General features: G+C 33.6%; 10 protein-coding genes. 9 read left to right on the forward strand and 1 reads right to left on the reverse strand.

The features are described from left to right. Nucleotides 1–62: 62 nt before the first annotated feature. On the reverse strand, nucleotides 63–1,307 hold the full coding sequence (hflX, locus tag ACNQGN_RS03665; protein WP_417986499.1) for a GTPase HflX: 1,245 nt from the start codon (nucleotides 1,305–1,307) through the stop codon (nucleotides 63–65). A 458-nt stretch (nucleotides 1,308–1,765) separates the two neighbouring features. On the opposite strand from hflX, the gene ACNQGN_RS03670 reads away from it, so the two are divergent. The 9 genes from ACNQGN_RS03670 to ACNQGN_RS03710 all read left to right on the forward strand — a co-directional run bounded on the left by ACNQGN_RS03670 (nucleotide 1,766) and on the right by ACNQGN_RS03710 (nucleotide 16,620). Next, on the forward strand, nucleotides 1,766–2,569 hold the full coding sequence (locus tag ACNQGN_RS03670) for a Rossmann-fold NAD(P)-binding domain-containing protein (protein ID WP_417986500.1): 804 nt from the start codon (nucleotides 1,766–1,768) through the stop codon (nucleotides 2,567–2,569). Between the two features lies 1 nt (nucleotide 2,570). After that, nucleotides 2,571–3,497, forward strand: a complete 927-nt coding sequence (locus ACNQGN_RS03675) for a DMT family transporter (RefSeq protein WP_417986501.1) — start codon at nucleotides 2,571–2,573, stop codon at nucleotides 3,495–3,497. Between the two features lie 618 nt (nucleotides 3,498–4,115). Further along, the gene (locus ACNQGN_RS03680; protein WP_417986502.1) at nucleotides 4,116–6,434 is read left to right on the forward strand and encodes a TonB-dependent receptor; all 2,319 of its coding nucleotides are present in this window, start codon (nucleotides 4,116–4,118) and stop codon (nucleotides 6,432–6,434) included. Nucleotides 6,435–6,643: 209 nt separating this feature from the next. After that, nucleotides 6,644–7,309: an SCO family protein gene (locus tag ACNQGN_RS03685; RefSeq protein ID WP_417986503.1), complete on the forward strand. Its 666-nt coding sequence runs from the start codon at nucleotides 6,644–6,646 to the stop codon at nucleotides 7,307–7,309. 165 nt (nucleotides 7,310–7,474) lie between these two features. After that, nucleotides 7,475–7,717 carry a FeoA family protein gene (locus ACNQGN_RS03690; protein ID WP_417986504.1) on the forward strand — a complete coding sequence of 81 codons (243 nt, stop codon included), beginning with the start codon at nucleotides 7,475–7,477 and terminating at the stop codon, nucleotides 7,715–7,717. Then, nucleotides 7,711–9,813: a ferrous iron transport protein B gene (gene feoB / locus ACNQGN_RS03695; RefSeq protein ID WP_417986505.1), complete on the forward strand. Its 2,103-nt coding sequence runs from the start codon at nucleotides 7,711–7,713 to the stop codon at nucleotides 9,811–9,813. Before ACNQGN_RS03690 ends, feoB begins: the two co-directional genes overlap by 7 nt. 792 nt (nucleotides 9,814–10,605) lie before the next feature. After that, entirely contained in the window at nucleotides 10,606–13,467 is a 2,862-nt protein-coding gene (locus tag ACNQGN_RS03700; protein WP_417986506.1) for a TonB-dependent receptor, read from the forward strand. Nucleotides 13,468–13,518: 51 nt separating this feature from the next. Continuing rightward, complete coding sequence (locus tag ACNQGN_RS03705; RefSeq protein WP_417986507.1) at nucleotides 13,519–14,040, forward strand: YfiR family protein; 522 nt, start codon at nucleotides 13,519–13,521, stop codon at nucleotides 14,038–14,040. 120 nt (nucleotides 14,041–14,160) lie between these two features. Then, the gene (locus tag ACNQGN_RS03710) at nucleotides 14,161–16,620 is read left to right on the forward strand and encodes a PAS domain S-box protein (RefSeq protein ID WP_417986508.1); all 2,460 of its coding nucleotides are present in this window, start codon (nucleotides 14,161–14,163) and stop codon (nucleotides 16,618–16,620) included. The last annotated feature ends 17 nt before the right edge of the window (nucleotides 16,621–16,637 follow it).

The following is a 16,637-nucleotide window of genomic DNA, read 5'->3' on the forward strand; positions in this document are numbered from 1 at the left end:
AAAACTTACCCATTTTTACATAAAAAGACCTTTTGAAAATTTCAAAAGGTCTTTTTATTTTTTTATTCTATTTCTTCCTCTTTTTCCTCTTTTTCAACAGCATCTTTATAATCAGGATACAAAAATTTATTATAAGGAAAACGGGTAATGTGAATTTGTCTTACAGCTTCGTAAACTCGTTCTCTGAATTCCTCGAAATTTTCTTTGTTTGTTGCCGAAATAAACAAGGCATTTTGTTCTCCAACGCGGTTCATCCACGTCGCCTTCCATTCCTCCAGTGTAAAATGTCTTGGCGTTTTTTCAGTCATTAAATCATCTTCATCAATCGTCAGCGGTTTGTATGCATCAATCTTATTGAAAACCATAATGACTGGTTTGTCACTACATTTAATATCCAATAATGTTTTATTTACAGATTCTATTTGATCTTCAAATTCAGGGTGCGAAATATCAACTACATGCAATAATAAATCGGCTTCACGAACCTCATCTAACGTGCTTTTAAAAGAATCCACCAACTGTGTTGGCAATTTCCTTATAAATCCTACCGTATCCGAAAGCAAGAAAGGCAAGTTTTTGATTACTACTTTTCTCACGGTGGTATCTAAAGTGGCAAAAAGTTTGTTTTCTACAAACACATCGCTTTTCCCTATAGCATTCATCAGGGTAGATTTCCCTACATTGGTATAACCTACTAAAGCCACACGAACCATAGCTCCGCGATTACCACGTTGCACACCCATTTGTTTATCAATGCTTTTTATTTTTTCTTTCAATAGTGAAATTCGGTCGCGAACAATACGTCTGTCTGTCTCGATCTCGGTTTCCCCAGGCCCACGCATTCCAATCCCCCCTTTTTGACGCTCTAAGTGAGTCCACATTCCGGAAAGTCTCGGTAATAAATATTGACATTGTGCTAATTCTACTTGCGTTCTCGCATAAGAAGTTTCGGCACGTTGTGCAAAAATATCAAGTATAAGATGTGTTCGGTCCAGAATTTTACAATCGATGATTTTAGATATGTTTTTTTGCTGCGAAGGCGATAATTCATCATCAAATACCAATGTCGAAATATCATTCTCTTTTACAAAAAGATTGATTTCTTCTATTTTTCCTGTTCCCACGAAAGTTTTGGGATTCGGGCGCTCCATTTTTTGTGAAAAACGTTTCACTACCTGGCCCCCAGCGGTAAAGGTCAAAAACTCTAATTCGTCAAGATACTCATTTAGTTTTTCTTCACTTTGATTTTGAGTTACAATACCAACTATAGCCGTTTTTTCGAAATTTATTACTTCTTTTTCTAACATGTCTTTGAATAAGCTACAAATTTAATGATTTGTCGGGGACTTATGAAGTTATGAGTTTATAAAAAGTCAGAAGGTGTGAATAATGATATTTTTATTAGAAAGCATCATGTCAAATAAAACCAACAAAACTTAATTTTGAGCGATCAATACCAGCAAAAATTACTGTTTTTATTATAACTTTGTTTTTAGAAAAAAGAGTAACCGAAAGAAAACTTCTTTTGACTTACCAATCCAAAATAGAGGTCATAATGTCTAATAAATCGTCTAGCGCAGATATAGAAATGAGTAAGCATCGCGAACAATACTTTTAACTAATGTACTTTTAGTTTTATCTTTTCCTTTCTACTGTTGAACGTTTTGGTACTTTACTTCAAATCAATTCAGTCTTTTCAAAAAACGAACACAGGATGACAAACTGGATGGAATGCCGAGCCGCGATTTAAAAATTTAAAATAAAAATGATAAAAATTAGCATTCTGGGTTGTGGCTGGTTGGGTTTACCCTTAGCTAAAGTCTTGTTAGAAAATGACTTTTCAGTTAATGGATCGACGACTTCACCGGAGAAACTCCCTTTGTTACAGAATTTAGGAATCAATCCTTTTTTAGTTGTACTTTCAGCTTATAAAACGGATGGAAATGTAACCGGTTTTCTAGAAAATTCTGAAATTTTGATACTTGATGTCCCCCCAAAACTTCGTGGCATTGAAAAAGAGAACTTTGTTTCAAAAATCAGAAACCTAATTCCTTTTATAGAAAAATCATCCATAAACAAAGTGCTTTTCATAAGTTCAACGTCCGTTTATGGCGAAAGTGCCTGCTACATTTCAGAAGAAACGGTAGCAGATCCGGATACTGAAGGAGGCAAACAATTACTTGAGGCGGAACAACTTTTACAGAGCAACGAAAATTTCAGAACTACTGTTCTTCGTTTTGGAGGTTTGATTGGCGAAGACCGACATCCTATAAAATTTCTGGCTGGTCGTGAGAATCTCGATAATCCGGATGCACCTGTAAATCTAATTCATCAGGAGGATTGCATAGGTATTGTTCTGAAAATTATTGAAACCAATTCTTGGAACGAAACCTTCAATGCGGTAGCCCCCTCCCATCCTTCCCGCTCCGCTTATTACACGAAAAAAGCAAAGGATTTAAATTTGGTTATTCCAAAATTTAACCATTCAAATCCATCAATTGGAAAAACCATTTTAAGTAAAAAAATTGAAACCGTTTTGGGCTATACTTTTTCCAAACTACAATTATAACGTGAGAACTAAAATTAAAAATGCTTTTTCATCTAAAGTTAACGCCATCGGATTACCCATACTGGCTTTATGTTGGGTCAGTTTTTTTTGGGGCACCACTTGGATTGCATCAAAAGAAGGCGTAAAACATATGCCCGCATTACAATTAGCTGCCATTAGGCAGTTCATTGGCGGTTTTCTGTACATTACTTTTTTCTTATTCAGGAAAACACCTTGGCCAAAAGGAAAACAATGGAAAGCTATCATTATTTTAAGTATTCTTAATTTTGTTTTAAGTAACGGATTAAGCACGTGGGGTGTCAAATACATCAGCAGCGGGCTAGGAGCGATCATTGGAGCTATTGTACCTTTATGGATTGTTATTATTACTTTTTTTAGAGGTGAACGACTGGCACGATTAGCAGTTATTGGTTTGATTGTAAGTTTTGGTGGCGTTTGTGTTATCTTCTACGACCATTTAAATGATTTCTTGATTCCTGATTTTAGATTTGGGATTTTCATTTCGATAATTTCCACTTTAACCTGGGCGTTTGGATCTTTGTACACTAAGAAAAAAGCAGCTAGTTTTAATCCTTATTTTAGTCTAGGTTTACAAATGTTCATGTCCAGTATTTTGCTTTTTGCATATACAGAAACAACCGGATCATCCGTTAGTTTAAGTTCAATTCCGGCTATTTCATGGTGGTCTATCGGCTATTTAGTTGTTTTCGGTTCAGTACTTACCTTCATCGCATTTATATATGCACTTCAAAACCTCCCTGCAGAAATAAGTAGCATCTATGCGTATATCAATCCAATTATTGCCGTGATTTTAGGTGCAATAGTTTTTGGAGAAATACTCAATGTAGCTATTGCAATTGGAGGTACAGTTACCTTAAGTGGATTGTACATGGTGAATTATTCCTTGAGGAAAGGACGAAAAGAGTAAATACTATATATCCATCATTGTCAGATAAAAACATTCGATCTCTTTTAATTTATATCTTGCGCTCCTTCTCGCTGCCTCTTTCGTTTTTGACTTTTTGCATCTTTTTTATTACACAACAATGCTTGCAAACAAAAAATTCACTAACTTTAGTACACTAAAACCACCAAAAATGGTATGGACAGCGAAACCCTTAACACATTAAAGTAAAGTGGAATTGACCGTACGTATAAAACAAAAAAAAAGGCGCGAGATGGAGTCAACCTTTAGATGCCTGGCACTTGCATGGTCCATCCAAAAATAAAATTCTTTCCAGACAGAAGAAGAAAGTAAAAACTTACACTACGGTAAAACAGTTTTTAGTTTTCTACAATGAAAAAACAGTTCGCGAAATAAACAAGTATATGATGCGTAACAATCCTAAAAAACGATTTATTGTCATTCTCTCAAAACTAAATTGCAAATGCCATAAAACTATTTTTCAAGATCGTTAAAGTCAAAAAAAATAGAGATTGAACAAACACATCGTCCAAAACCTACCAGTGGTCATTTAAAACCAAACAGAAGACAATATTTTATAGCATTAATTGAGATTACTTAATCATAACTGAAAAATAAATTATGAAAAAGTTTTTATCTGTTATATTGGTTCTAACAACAAATATAATACTTGCACAACAAATAGTTACTGGCGAAATAACCGACAAAACAAACAAACCAATTGAAAATGTAAAAGTTAGCGTAAAAAATACAGCCCTAACAACTTTTACCGATGTTGCAGGAAAGTATTCAATTGAAGTGCCAATATCTAATGGGACACTTGAATTTACAAAAGAAAATTTTAGAATTGAAATTATTGAAATCACCAGTGATGTAATAAATTTAAACATGACATTGATTACTGATATCGATTTGTTCGAACTCAGTTTGAATGAACTAATGAATATTGAAGTAATAACCGCTTCAAAAAAACCAGAAAGCAGGAAAATTGCACCAGCGACCGTCTATGTTATCACTGAAAAAGATATTATTGAAAACGGATACAATGATTTAAAAAGTTTATTGGAAAATGTCCCTGGTGTCGTAGTCATAAGAACGGACGTTTTTGCTTTTGGCGGACAACGTGGTTTTTTAAGTAATTTTTCACAAACGCTCCTTTTGGTGAACGGAAGAGAAATGCAAAATCTAATTGCTTCCGAAACATTTATTGCAACACAATTTGCAACGCATAACATAAAACAGGTTGAAATTCTGCAAGGTCCAGCTTCTGCTCTTTATGGCGCAAATGCTTTGGTAGGCATTATTAATATCATCACAAAAAATGATTCCTCTGACTTTAATAAAATAGAGTATCATGCTGGCATTGGAACACAGCAGACTCAATCTCAAAGCATCGTTTTTGGAAAAAATTTAAATGATTTTCGTATTAGTGGTAGTATTAGATATTTCCGCAGTAATCTTTGGGATTATAAAGAATTTATTAAAGACACAATAAATTTTAGGCAAGGAGTTCCAGCGAAAGCGTTTCCCCTAAATCAAGAATACAAACAGAGTAGCTGGTCACTTCCGTATTCTGCAAAAATCTCTTACAAAGGATATTATCTGGGAATAGAAGGATTTGAGCTTAGGGGCGGTAAAGGACTTGAAAATATAGCATTAGATTATAAAGCACAATACGATTATCGCCAATTAGCACTCTATTATGCCGGAATAAACAAAGAAATCACGGACAAACTTAAAATTAATGCCGAAATTCAATTTTACAAAGAGAGATTCTGGGGGCTAAACACTACTTTTAATAAGGCTATTTACGACACTCTTGTAAAAAACGGACATAATCCAGACGTACCGCTTACCGATAAAGAAATTCAAGAAAATTTCATGGATGTCTATTCACAGCAATCAAGCTCAGGTTCAAAAAGATACAAAGGAAACATACAATTAAATTACATTCCAAGTCAAACCTTATCTATTATTGGTGGTTATACTTTTGATATGTTTGATTTATTAGGAATCGCAGTTTCTACAGATCGATTAAATCCCGACTTTAACGAAACTCGCTCTATTGAAAATAGTATGCGTAAACCATTTTTCCGTCAGAATAAAAATTCACTTTTTTTGCAATTGCAGAAAACACTATTTGATAAATTATACCTCACAATGGGCGGACGATTTGATCATCACAATATTTATAAGTCAATTTTCACCTTTCGCAGTGGCTTGGCTTATACACCATTTCAAAAAACTTCAATTAAATTTCTTTTTGGCCAAGCTTTCCGGGAACCAAATATTTTTGAACTTGGCGCCTTAACAGTAAACGATGTGGCTGTTGAACTTGATCCGGTACGAATGAATACTTTTGAAGTTGGAATTAACCAATCGTTTACAAGCAATTTATTAATGAATATTGTTGCCTATAAAAATATAGCAACAAATTTTATTGAACCTGCCGAAACATTAGTTTTTAGAAATTCAAATAAAGTGATAAACATCTTTGGTGTTGAAAGTCAATTGTTTTATAAAATCGGAAAAATAAAAACTGAAATTGGTTATTCTTATGTTCACAAAGATGCTGATGATTATGCTGGAGTAAATACCGTAAACCTTGGTGTTTATCCGCATAGAATAACCGGAGGTTTAACGTTTAACGCAACTGATCGGTTTGCAATAAATTCACGAATCAATTATTATTCTGAAATTAAAGCAAAACATGGCAATAAAGACATTATACAAATAATTACCATTCCATCTTACTCAAAGGTTGATTTGACATTTTCTTATGTAAAAATAAAAGTATATGATTCAGAAATCACTACACAATTACTTGTAACGAATGTATTTGATTCAAAATTTTATCAACCCAATATAAGAACTGGTGGTCCAAAACAATTTCTACAACATGGAAGACAATTTTTTTGTAATTTGATTTTTACATTTTAAAAGTGACAAATAAATGAATAACTACAAACATTAGTTTGAACTTAGGTAAATTTTGCTATCACAGGCAATTAAAAGAATCCGAAAAAATTTAATCTTATTTGTTCGTAAAACACCGCTTTTCTATATTTTTTTGATTTTAAAATTTGATAAAATTAAAAGAGATTCTTTTTTAAAATTACCTTTTTGTATTTTTGCATCAAATTACTTTTATGAAATCTATTTTTTATAAATATCGAAAATTTTTTGGTGTTTTATTAGTCTTTTCTATCATAACGATTTACTTGTTTTACGTTGCTCTTAAACCCAGTAAGTCGCTTCCCATTTTTAATCCGTCAGATGTAAACCCGGAATTGGTGGACAGTACTGTTCAATATATAAGTAAATACCACACCATCGCTGATTTCTCTTTTGTAAATCAAAACGGAAAAACCATCACTCAAAAAGATTATGAAGGCAAGATATATGTAGCTGATTTTTTCTTTACCACCTGTGGCTCCATTTGTCCAAAAATGACAACCAATTTAGCGGACATTCAAAAAGCTTTTGTCAATAATCCAAAGGTGATGCTGCTTTCCCATACTGTTTTCCCCGAAACTGACAGCATTCCGGTTTTGAAAGCTTACGCTCAAAAACATGGAGTTATCGATCGTAAATGGAACTTGGTTACAGGAGACAAAAAAGAAATTTACACTATGGCCAGAAAGTCCTATTTGGCAGTCAAATTGGGAAAACCAAGCGAACTTTACGACATGGTTCATACCGAAAATTTTGTTTTGGTGGATGCACAGAAAAGGGTTCGCGGATTTTATGACGGAACAAATAAAGAAGACATAAAGCGCTTGATTGCAGACATCAATTTTCTGAGCAACGAATAACGTATCTTAAGGCTATTCTTCTTTACTTTCCTTTTATATTTCAAAAGTAGCGCCCATCTTCAGGGTATTCTTATTTATTTCAAATATATTACAAATGTGATAATTATCATTTATGTTTGTATTATAATGTGTATTTTTGCAATCTTAATTCAATCTAAATAAGGCTTGCAAACAACGATAAATTCTCTCAAAAAAGGCGAAAAAGCCATTATAAAAGACTTTGACATTGATACCGTTCCATTAAAATTATTGGAAATGGGTTGCCTGCCTGGTAACTTGGTTGAATTGCTTCAAATCGCTCCTTTTGGCGATCCTTTATATTTGAATATAAATGGTTCATATGTTGCTATTCGTGTGGAAACAGCAAAAGAAATTGAAGTTGACATAATTAAAACCAATTTATGGTAAGCAATCAGAACATCAATGTCGCTTTGATAGGAAACCCAAATGTGGGTAAAACATCGGTTTTTAATCAGCTGACTGGCTTGAACCAACAAGTGGGAAATTATCCTGGAATTACGGTTGAAAAAAAAATTGGCTTTTGTAAATTACCTAATAATGCCAAAGCTAATATTCTGGATCTACCAGGAACATATAGCCTTAACGCCAGTTCGATTGACGAAAATGTAGTTATTGAATTATTACTGAACAAAAACGATAAATTATATCCGGACGTGGCACTTGTAGTCACCGATGTTGAAAATCTAAAACGAAATTTATTACTTTTTACACAAATAAAAGATTTAGAAATCCCAACTATTCTGGTCATAAACATGGCTGATAGAATGACCTATAAGGGAATAACACTTGACATTCCTTATCTTGAAGAACATTTAAAAACAAAAATTGCACTAATTAGTTCCCGAAAAGGCTTTGGAATTGATACATTAAAAAAATTGATTGTTAGTTATAAATCTATTTCCAGCGAACCTTGTTTGAATGCATCGAGCATTGACACTGAATATTTTAATAATTTACGCAAAACATTTCCCAACCAATTATTGTATAAACTGTGGTTAGTGATTACTCAGGATGTAAACTTCCTTAATTTAGAGCGAAATGAAATCCGAAGTTCGCTTACCAAATCGCATTCAGATTTGAAACGTTTGCAACAAAAAGAAACAATAAAACGCTATCAATTTATAAATGATGTACTGAAAGTAGGATTAAAAGTCGACACCTCTGTTGCGAAAGATTTCCGCAGCAAACTGGATCGTGTTCTAACACATAAAGTTTGGGGATACGTAATTTTCTTTTTGATTTTGTTTGTTATTTTCCAATCCATTTTCGAATGGTCTAAAATTCCGATGGATTTCATCGACAGTACTTTTGCTTCTTTGAGTACACTTGCTGCAGAAAAATTACCAGCTGGAGTGCTAACCAATTTAATTTCGCAGGGAATCATACCGGGAATTGGGGGGATTTTGATATTTATCCCACAAATTGCCTTTCTGTTTATGTTTATTTCGATACTCGAAGAAAGTGGTTACATGAGCCGAGTGGTTTTCCTGATGGATAAAATCATGAGAAAATTTGGTCTATCTGGCAAAAGTGTTGTGCCACTTATTTCAGGAACAGCCTGTGCCATTCCAGCAATTATGGCTACACGGAATATTGAAAACTGGAAAGAAAGACTCATTACCATTCTCGTAACCCCTTTTACAACCTGCTCCGCAAGACTTCCCGTTTATGCGATTATCATAGCCTTGGTAATACCGGATGATCGCGTTTTGGGTTTCCTTAACATGCAAGGAATGACACTGATGTTGTTGTATCTTTTAGGTTTTGGAATGGCTATTTTTTCAGCTTATATTTTAAATAAAATTTTAAAAATAAAAGGAAAAACATATTTCGTAGTAGAAATGCCCAATTATAAACTGCCTCTTTTCAAGAATGTAGGGATTAATGTAATTGAGAAAACCAAAGCTTTTATTTTTGGAGCCGGTAAAATCATCTTAGCCATTTCTATAGTTTTATGGTTTTTGGCTTCTTATGGGCCAGGAGAAAAATTTAATAATGCCGAAACTATTGTTACTGAAAACACAAAGGGAAATCCACTTTCAGAACCAGAGTTTGAAAATGCAGTAGCATCACAAAAATTAGAAAATTCATATATCGGGTTAATGGGAAAAACTATTGAACCTGCCATTTCGCCTTTGGGTTACGATTGGAAAATTGGTATTGCTATTATCAGTTCATTTGCAGCCAGAGAGGTTTTTGTGGGAACATTAGCAACCATTTACAGTGTAGGAGGAAGCGATAATGAAGTTACTATTAAAAACAAAATGGCCGCTGAAATCAATCCTGCAACAGGAGAAAAGATATTCAATTTTGCTTCAGGCATCTCTTTATTGTTGTTTTATGCTTTTGCCATGCAATGTGCCAGTACACTTGCCGTAACAAAAAAAGAAACCAATTCTTGGAAATGGCCAGCCGGACAATTAATATTCATGTCTGGTTTTGCCTATGCTGTGGCTTTGATTGCTTATCAAATCCTGAAATAAGCCTCTTCACCCATTTAGAATAATAGTCTAGCTGTAAAAACTTTGATATTACTTTAACTCAAAAAGCAATCGGTATCGGTTGCTTTTTCTTATTTTTACATATGGATATTCAAGAAATTTTAGCTTTTGCAGCACTCGCAATTGCGCTTGCCTTTTTGATACGAAAATTCTTTTTCAAAAGGAAAAAATCAGATAAGAATTGCGGTAATGATGACGATTGTGGTTGTCATTAATATTTTTGTTTACAGTTACTCTTCATAAAAAAACAGTCTTTTAATTTAAGTTAATTAATTTAAATTAACTAAATTTACATAGTATAAAAGTGTAGTATTAGACTTAAAATCAAGCGTTTCCATTTGTATAATTTCAAAAGACGGCTTCCGATTTAAACTTAAATCTAAAGTGCCTTCGCGACATAATTTTAAGACTTTTAGCTATACTCCAACACAAGCAATAGGAATTATAGAACTATTATGAATTGGTAATCAATATCCGATTGACGGTCATAATTTTTAGTAAAATATGCGATAAACAAATTATAGAACTTTCAATCCTAACTAAAACATTTAGATTTTGTTATAGACCTAACCGATTGGATCAATAAGGGAAAAACTACAATAAACTCAACCTAACAAGCCTCGTTTTAAAAAGGAAACCATCCTTTTAATTTCATAATAGCTCATTTCATTGTCCCTTTTTTACTTAAATTCTGTATTAAGTGTTCAATGGGTTCTTTTTACAATTATGATGTTGCAATTGATTTCCAATCAAAAAAACCGATATCAACTAATTATGAAAAAACTTATTTTATTATTATTTATGCTAAACGTCACGTGTCTATATGCTCAAAAAGAAATTTCCGGTATTGTAATAGATAACGCGGGCGTCGCTTTGTCAGGTGTCAACATCACCGAAAAAGGTACCAACAACAGTGTTTCTACAGATATCAATGGAACATACCAGATTAATGTGAAAGAAGGAGCTACTTTAGTCTTTAGTTTCTATAATTTTCCCAAACAAGAATATGACACAACAGATCCAATTCTGAATGTGGTTTTATCTGAAGAAGGAGGACAAGGCCTTGGCGAAGTTGTGGTTACCGGAACAAGAGCTACGCCCAGAAGCAACACCACAACGACACTTCCTATAGATATATTATCAGCTGTAGATCTGACTTCCACCGGACAAGCAACTTTTGACAAAGTATTACAGTACAAAATTCCCTCTTTTAATACGGTTCAAACTCCTGTAAATGATGCGACATCATTACTTGATCCGTACGAAATTAGAAATATGGGACCTAGTAGAACCTTACTACTTATCAATGGAAAAAGAAAAAATTTAAGTTCTCTACTTTATGTTCAAACATCCCCCGGACAAGGGGAAACAGGTGTTGATCTTTCTGCAATACCAATTGACGCTATAGAAAGGATCGAGATTCTAAGGGACGGCGCATCAGCTCAATATGGCTCTGATGCAATAGCCGGAGTACTAAATATTATCTTAAAGAAGAGAATTAATAACGGCTCATTAACTTTTAAAACAGGCATTACCGCTGAAGGTGATGGCGAATTGTTTGGCGTAAGCCTAAATAATGGATCTTCAGCAGGAGATAACGGTTTTGTAAATTATACTTTAGATTTCTCAAAAATAAACTTGGCTAACAGACCCGGAAAAGTTGATGCAGAAGGAGACTTTAATGACTTCATCCTGATATCTCCGACTAAACCATCTAGTTATGTAAACAATGACAATACTCTTAATGGTATCAATATAACTGGAATGACTGATGCCCAAATTAATACAATATTTGAAGAATACAGAGGTTCCTCAGACTACAATGCCAAATTAACCACTATAAATCAAGGAAATCTAACAGGAAGAGAAGCCGTCGATAATTTTTTAAAGGAAAAACCGGATGGAGGAAACATCAATGGTACCCCAGAAACAGCAGCAGTAAAATTTTTGGTAAACGGCGGACAAAATTTATCTAATGAAACACAGTTGTATTATAATGCTGCTTATGTGTATAAAAAAGTAAATTCATTTGCGAACTACAGAACCCCATATTGGAGATCAATAAAAAATCCTTTTGAAAATAACACTATCACAAATTGGAGTAACTCTTCTGTTTATCCAACTTATTTAAAAGATTTCTTTGGCGATGGTACAGCTGCTTCTTATAAAGGATATCTCCCAACGTTCACTGGAGATTTGAACGATTACAATGCTACCCTGGGATACAAAGCTTTAAAGAATGGCTGGAATGCCGATGCCAGCATCACCGTTGGTGGAAATATACAAACTTATACTGTCGAAAATTCTCAAAACGGATCGGCATTAAAAGATTCCAATCAAATTAATATCTACCAAGAGAACAGCCCAATATCTTTCAAACCGGGAGGAGCTTCGTTTAATCACATTGTGGGTAATTTAGATATTTCTAAAGTATTATCTGATAAAATAAGTATTGGTTTTGGTTCTGAAGTTAGAACAGAAACTTTTGCAATTACCCAAGGAGACAAAGCATCTTGGGAGGGAGAAGGTGCTGATTCCTTTTCCGGAAATACACCTGAAAATTCTGGTAAATGGAATCGCTATAATTTAGGAGGATACTTTGATCTGGCTTATGATTTTACCAAAAATTTCTTAGTAAACGGCACGGTTCGTTATGAAAATTATAGCGATTTTGGAGCTGCAACGGTTTGGAAATTGAGTTCCAGGTATAAATTTTCTGACGATAAGATTTCCTTAAGAGGCTCTATTTCTTCCGGATTTAGAGCACCAACTTTACATCAAATTTATACCCAAAAATCACAAAATTCCTTCGTAGCAGGGCAGGGAATACAGATCAATGGCTTAATTAATAATATTTCTGCACAGGCGCGCATTTTAGGTATCCCAAAATTAGAAGCTGAGAAATCCACTAACATTACTATAGGAATAGGAGCCAGCCCTTTTAAAAAATTAAATTTCACAATAGATTATTATAATATCAAAGTAAAAGACAGAATCATCTTGGGAGATAATGTAGCTACACAATTTGGCAACGTTGCCTGGTTTGAAAATTCATTCGATTCGAGAACTTCAGGCTTAGATGCAGTAATGAATTACAGCAGTACGTCATTAGGAAATGGAGAATTAGGATTCCATTTGTCAGGAAACATAACTTTTGAAAATAAAAGGATTTCACCCATTGCAAGTGATAATTTTGGGCCAACACTTAATGCTTTAATGTTTACATCAAGGCCTAAAACAAAATGGATTTTGGGAACAACTTATACAATTAAAAAATTTAAGTTATCACTTAACAACACCTATTTTGGAAAAGTTACTTTCAAACAAGAAGGTCTTGATCCAAATTTAAGAACTGAGTTTACACCAAAAACAGTTACTGATATAGAAATCAGTTATTCGCCAACGGATAAAATAACATTAGCACTTAATGTGAATAACGCATTAAATGTCTTGCCCCAATGGAAATTTAAAGCCGAAAACGCAGCCGGAACAGCAATTTTGAATAATCCAGCTCAAGTAAAATCACAATTTAACCTGATCACGTTCAATCGTCGTTATTCTCAAATGACCTATGAAGGATATCACTTCAGCCAATTAGGAACCTTATTTAGTTTATCATTAATCTATAAATTTTAAAATTAAATTTTTTTTAAAATCAGGACAAAACTTAGTTAAAAAATTAAAGGTATGAAAACTAAAAACCGCATATTTTTATTGGGAGTAATCATCCTGCTAATGGGAGGAAATACAATAGCAGCTCAGAAGAAAATCCAGATAGAAGAGTACGAATTAAAAGCGGCTTTTCTGTATCGATTTGTAGATTATGTTTATTGGAAAGATTATTCAAAAAACCAAACTTTTAAGATCGCAGTTCTGGAACAAAGTCCAATAGTTTCCTCATTGCAGAATATGACAAAAAACAAGAAAATAGAAATAAAGGAATATAAAAATTTGAGCGAGTTGGGCTTTTGTAATATTCTTTTTGTACCATACAATTGTACCATTCCACTTGAAACCATTCTTAATAAATTTTCCGGCAAGCCTATACTGATTGTGACAGAACAAAATGGCTACGGAAAGAAAGGAGCACATATGAATTTTGTTATGGTGCAAAATAAATTAAAATTTGAAGTAAATCTAAAATCTATAAATAAATCCGGGATTGGAATCAGTTCATTCTTACTGCAGCATGCAATTATTTTGCAATAAAGTATCAAATTACAAATTTGCATAATTCAAAGGGAGAAAAAAGACTTAATAAGAACGTGCAGCAACAGCATCTTTAGTGTACCAAGTAAATTTTTTTCAACATTACAAAAAAACAAATAAATGATTAATCTACGTAACATATCAATTAAAAATAAGCTTGTACTAATGCAGGTTTTCACCTCTGCATTTGTACTAGGCCTTTGTATTACAGCTTTTGTACTTATAGACATTAAAGGGTTTAAAGACCGAAAAGTAATCAGTTCGATTGCCATTGCGAAAGTAGTGGGCTTTAATAATGTTTCTGCTCTTGAGTTCTTGGATAATGCTGCCGCAAAAAAAATTCTATCGGAATTAAACGTGCAAAATGATATTTTAAATGCAGCCATTCTTGATAAAAAAGGCAAAGTTTTTGCATCTTATACTAAACCTGGCTCCGATTCTAAATACCAATTTTCTGTTCCTGCTAATGGTCAAAAAAATTTCTTCTTTACCAATCAAAATCTATTTGTTTACAGTAAAATCAAAAAAGAAAATGAAACTATAGGATTGGTCTGTATCCGTTTTGAGCTATCCGAATTGAATAAAATAAAAATGGATGTTTTACGCCTGGGTATTGTATTATTAATAGTGGGAGTGGGACTCGCTTTTCTTATAGCCATGATTATTAAAAAATACATCTCTAAACCTTTGTTGAACTTGGTAACAGTGATACAACAGATAAAGGACACAGGTGATTATAAAACTCGTATGGTGGTAGAAGGAAAAGATGAAATCAGCTTCCTTTCAGTAGGGCTTAATAATATGCTGGAAAACATTGAGAAAAGAGACAATGAGGTAGCAGAATCCAAAGAGCAACTCAATAAACAAAATATCCTTTTACAATCGGTTATACAAAATATGGGTGATGGGTTAATTGTTGTTGACGAAAACAGAAAATTCATCCTCTGGAATGCAGCTGGGGAAAGAATAATTGGAATTGGCCCCATGGATATTCCTATCGAGAGATGGGCTCAAACCTATGGATTCTTTTTGCCTGATACCAAAACAATTTTCAATACTAACGACCTTCCTTTAGTAAAAGCATTGAATGGTGAAGAGGTCGATAATATGGAAATTTTTATTCAAAATTATAAGAAACCAGAAGGCCTTTTTGTAATTGTAACTGCCAGACCGTTAAAAGACCCTGCTGGCAGGATAACTGGTGGTGTCTTAGTAATTCATGACATCACAGAGATTAAAAATTCAGAAAACGAAATTAAAAAACTTAATGAAAAACTAGAACAAAAAGTAACTGAACGAACAGCCCAATTGGCAGAAGCTATTGAAACTCTGCGTAAAAGCGAGGAGAAATACCGTGAAATAGTAGAAAACATCAGCGATGTGGTCCATACCTCGGATTACAAAGGTTATTTTACCTACATCAATCCTGCCTGTAAAAAACTAACTGGCTACACCCAAAATGAAATTATAGGAAAACATATTTCGGAACTTGTTGCTCCAGAATGGAGAGACCGTGTGGCTGAATTCTACTTAGACCAATTCAAAAATAAAATAGATGAAACGTTATTTTCATTTCCTATCCTTACCAAATCCAGAGAATTAAAATGGGTCGAGCAAACGGTAATGCAATTAAGAGAAGGAAATAGAATAACCGGGCATAAATCTATTATGAGAGATATCACCGAACGAAAAGAAGCTGAACAAAAATTAAAAGAAAGCGAAGGTCAATTGCAAACTATATTTAATGAAGCACCAGACGCCTTAATTGTAATAAATGATGAGGGAAACATCATTAGATGGAATCCCCAAGCGGAAAAAATATTCGGTTGGTCCTTAGTAGAGGTTATTGGAAAACCAATGCATAGTTTAATTATTCCTGAAAAATATAGAGAAAGCCACGCTAAAGGTTTTCAAAATTTCCTTACTACGGGCGAGGGACCTATTATCAATAAAACAATTGAAATCACCGCCCTTAACAAAAAAAATGTTGAATTTTACGTTGAGTTAACAGTGTCTCCAGCCACTATTTTAGGCAAGTATATCTTCATTGCTTTTATCAAAGATATATCATTAAGAAAAGAAATGGAAAATCAAAAAATAGAAGCCGATAAATTAGTGCATCTTAATGAACTAAAATTAAAATTAATTCTGGAAAATATTGGTGAGGGAATTATTGTTACCGATAACCAAAAAAGAATTGTTTTATCAAATCATATGGCAGAAGAGATTATCGGAATTAAACAGGATTCCGAAACTCCCACCACTCTCGATTGGTCGGCAAAATATGATTTGTTTTATCCTGATGAGCAAACGATTTTTCCTGCCCAGAACCTTCCATTGGAAAAAGCGTTAAAAGGAGAATCGACTGATGATGTTGAAATAATAATTTCGGATTCCGAAACTAAAACCAAAAAACGGGTTATCATTAGTGGCAGACCTATTATAGATGAAAACAACTATGTTATAGCCGCAGTTGCAAATATAAAAGACATTACTTACTACAAAGAGCTCGAAGTCGCTTTAGAAGAAAGTGAACAGAAATATCGAAAATTAATTGGATTTAAAAGTGACAATAAATAATGTGTTCCCATTTTATC

The sequence above is a fragment of the Flavobacterium rhamnosi genome, from assembly GCF_048286515.1.
Taxonomy (GTDB): Bacteria; Bacteroidota; Bacteroidia; order Flavobacteriales; family Flavobacteriaceae; genus Flavobacterium.

What these genes read in the sequence shown, in the direction of transcription:
- hflX (WP_417986499.1), bottom strand. Translation starts at nt 1,307, where the DNA reads ATGTTAGAAAAAGAAGTAATAAATTTCGAAAAAACGGCTATAGTTGGT.
- ACNQGN_RS03670 (WP_417986500.1), top strand. Translation starts at nt 1,766, where the DNA reads ATGATAAAAATTAGCATTCTGGGTTGTGGCTGGTTGGGTTTACCCTTA.
- ACNQGN_RS03680 (WP_417986502.1), top strand. Translation starts at nt 4,116, where the DNA reads ATGAAAAAGTTTTTATCTGTTATATTGGTTCTAACAACAAATATAATA.
- ACNQGN_RS03685 (WP_417986503.1), top strand. Translation starts at nt 6,644, where the DNA reads ATGAAATCTATTTTTTATAAATATCGAAAATTTTTTGGTGTTTTATTA.
- feoB (WP_417986505.1), top strand. Translation starts at nt 7,711, where the DNA reads ATGGTAAGCAATCAGAACATCAATGTCGCTTTGATAGGAAACCCAAAT.
- ACNQGN_RS03700 (WP_417986506.1), top strand. Translation starts at nt 10,606, where the DNA reads ATGAAAAAACTTATTTTATTATTATTTATGCTAAACGTCACGTGTCTA.
- ACNQGN_RS03705 (WP_417986507.1), top strand. Translation starts at nt 13,519, where the DNA reads ATGAAAACTAAAAACCGCATATTTTTATTGGGAGTAATCATCCTGCTA.
- ACNQGN_RS03710 (WP_417986508.1), top strand. Translation starts at nt 14,161, where the DNA reads ATGATTAATCTACGTAACATATCAATTAAAAATAAGCTTGTACTAATG.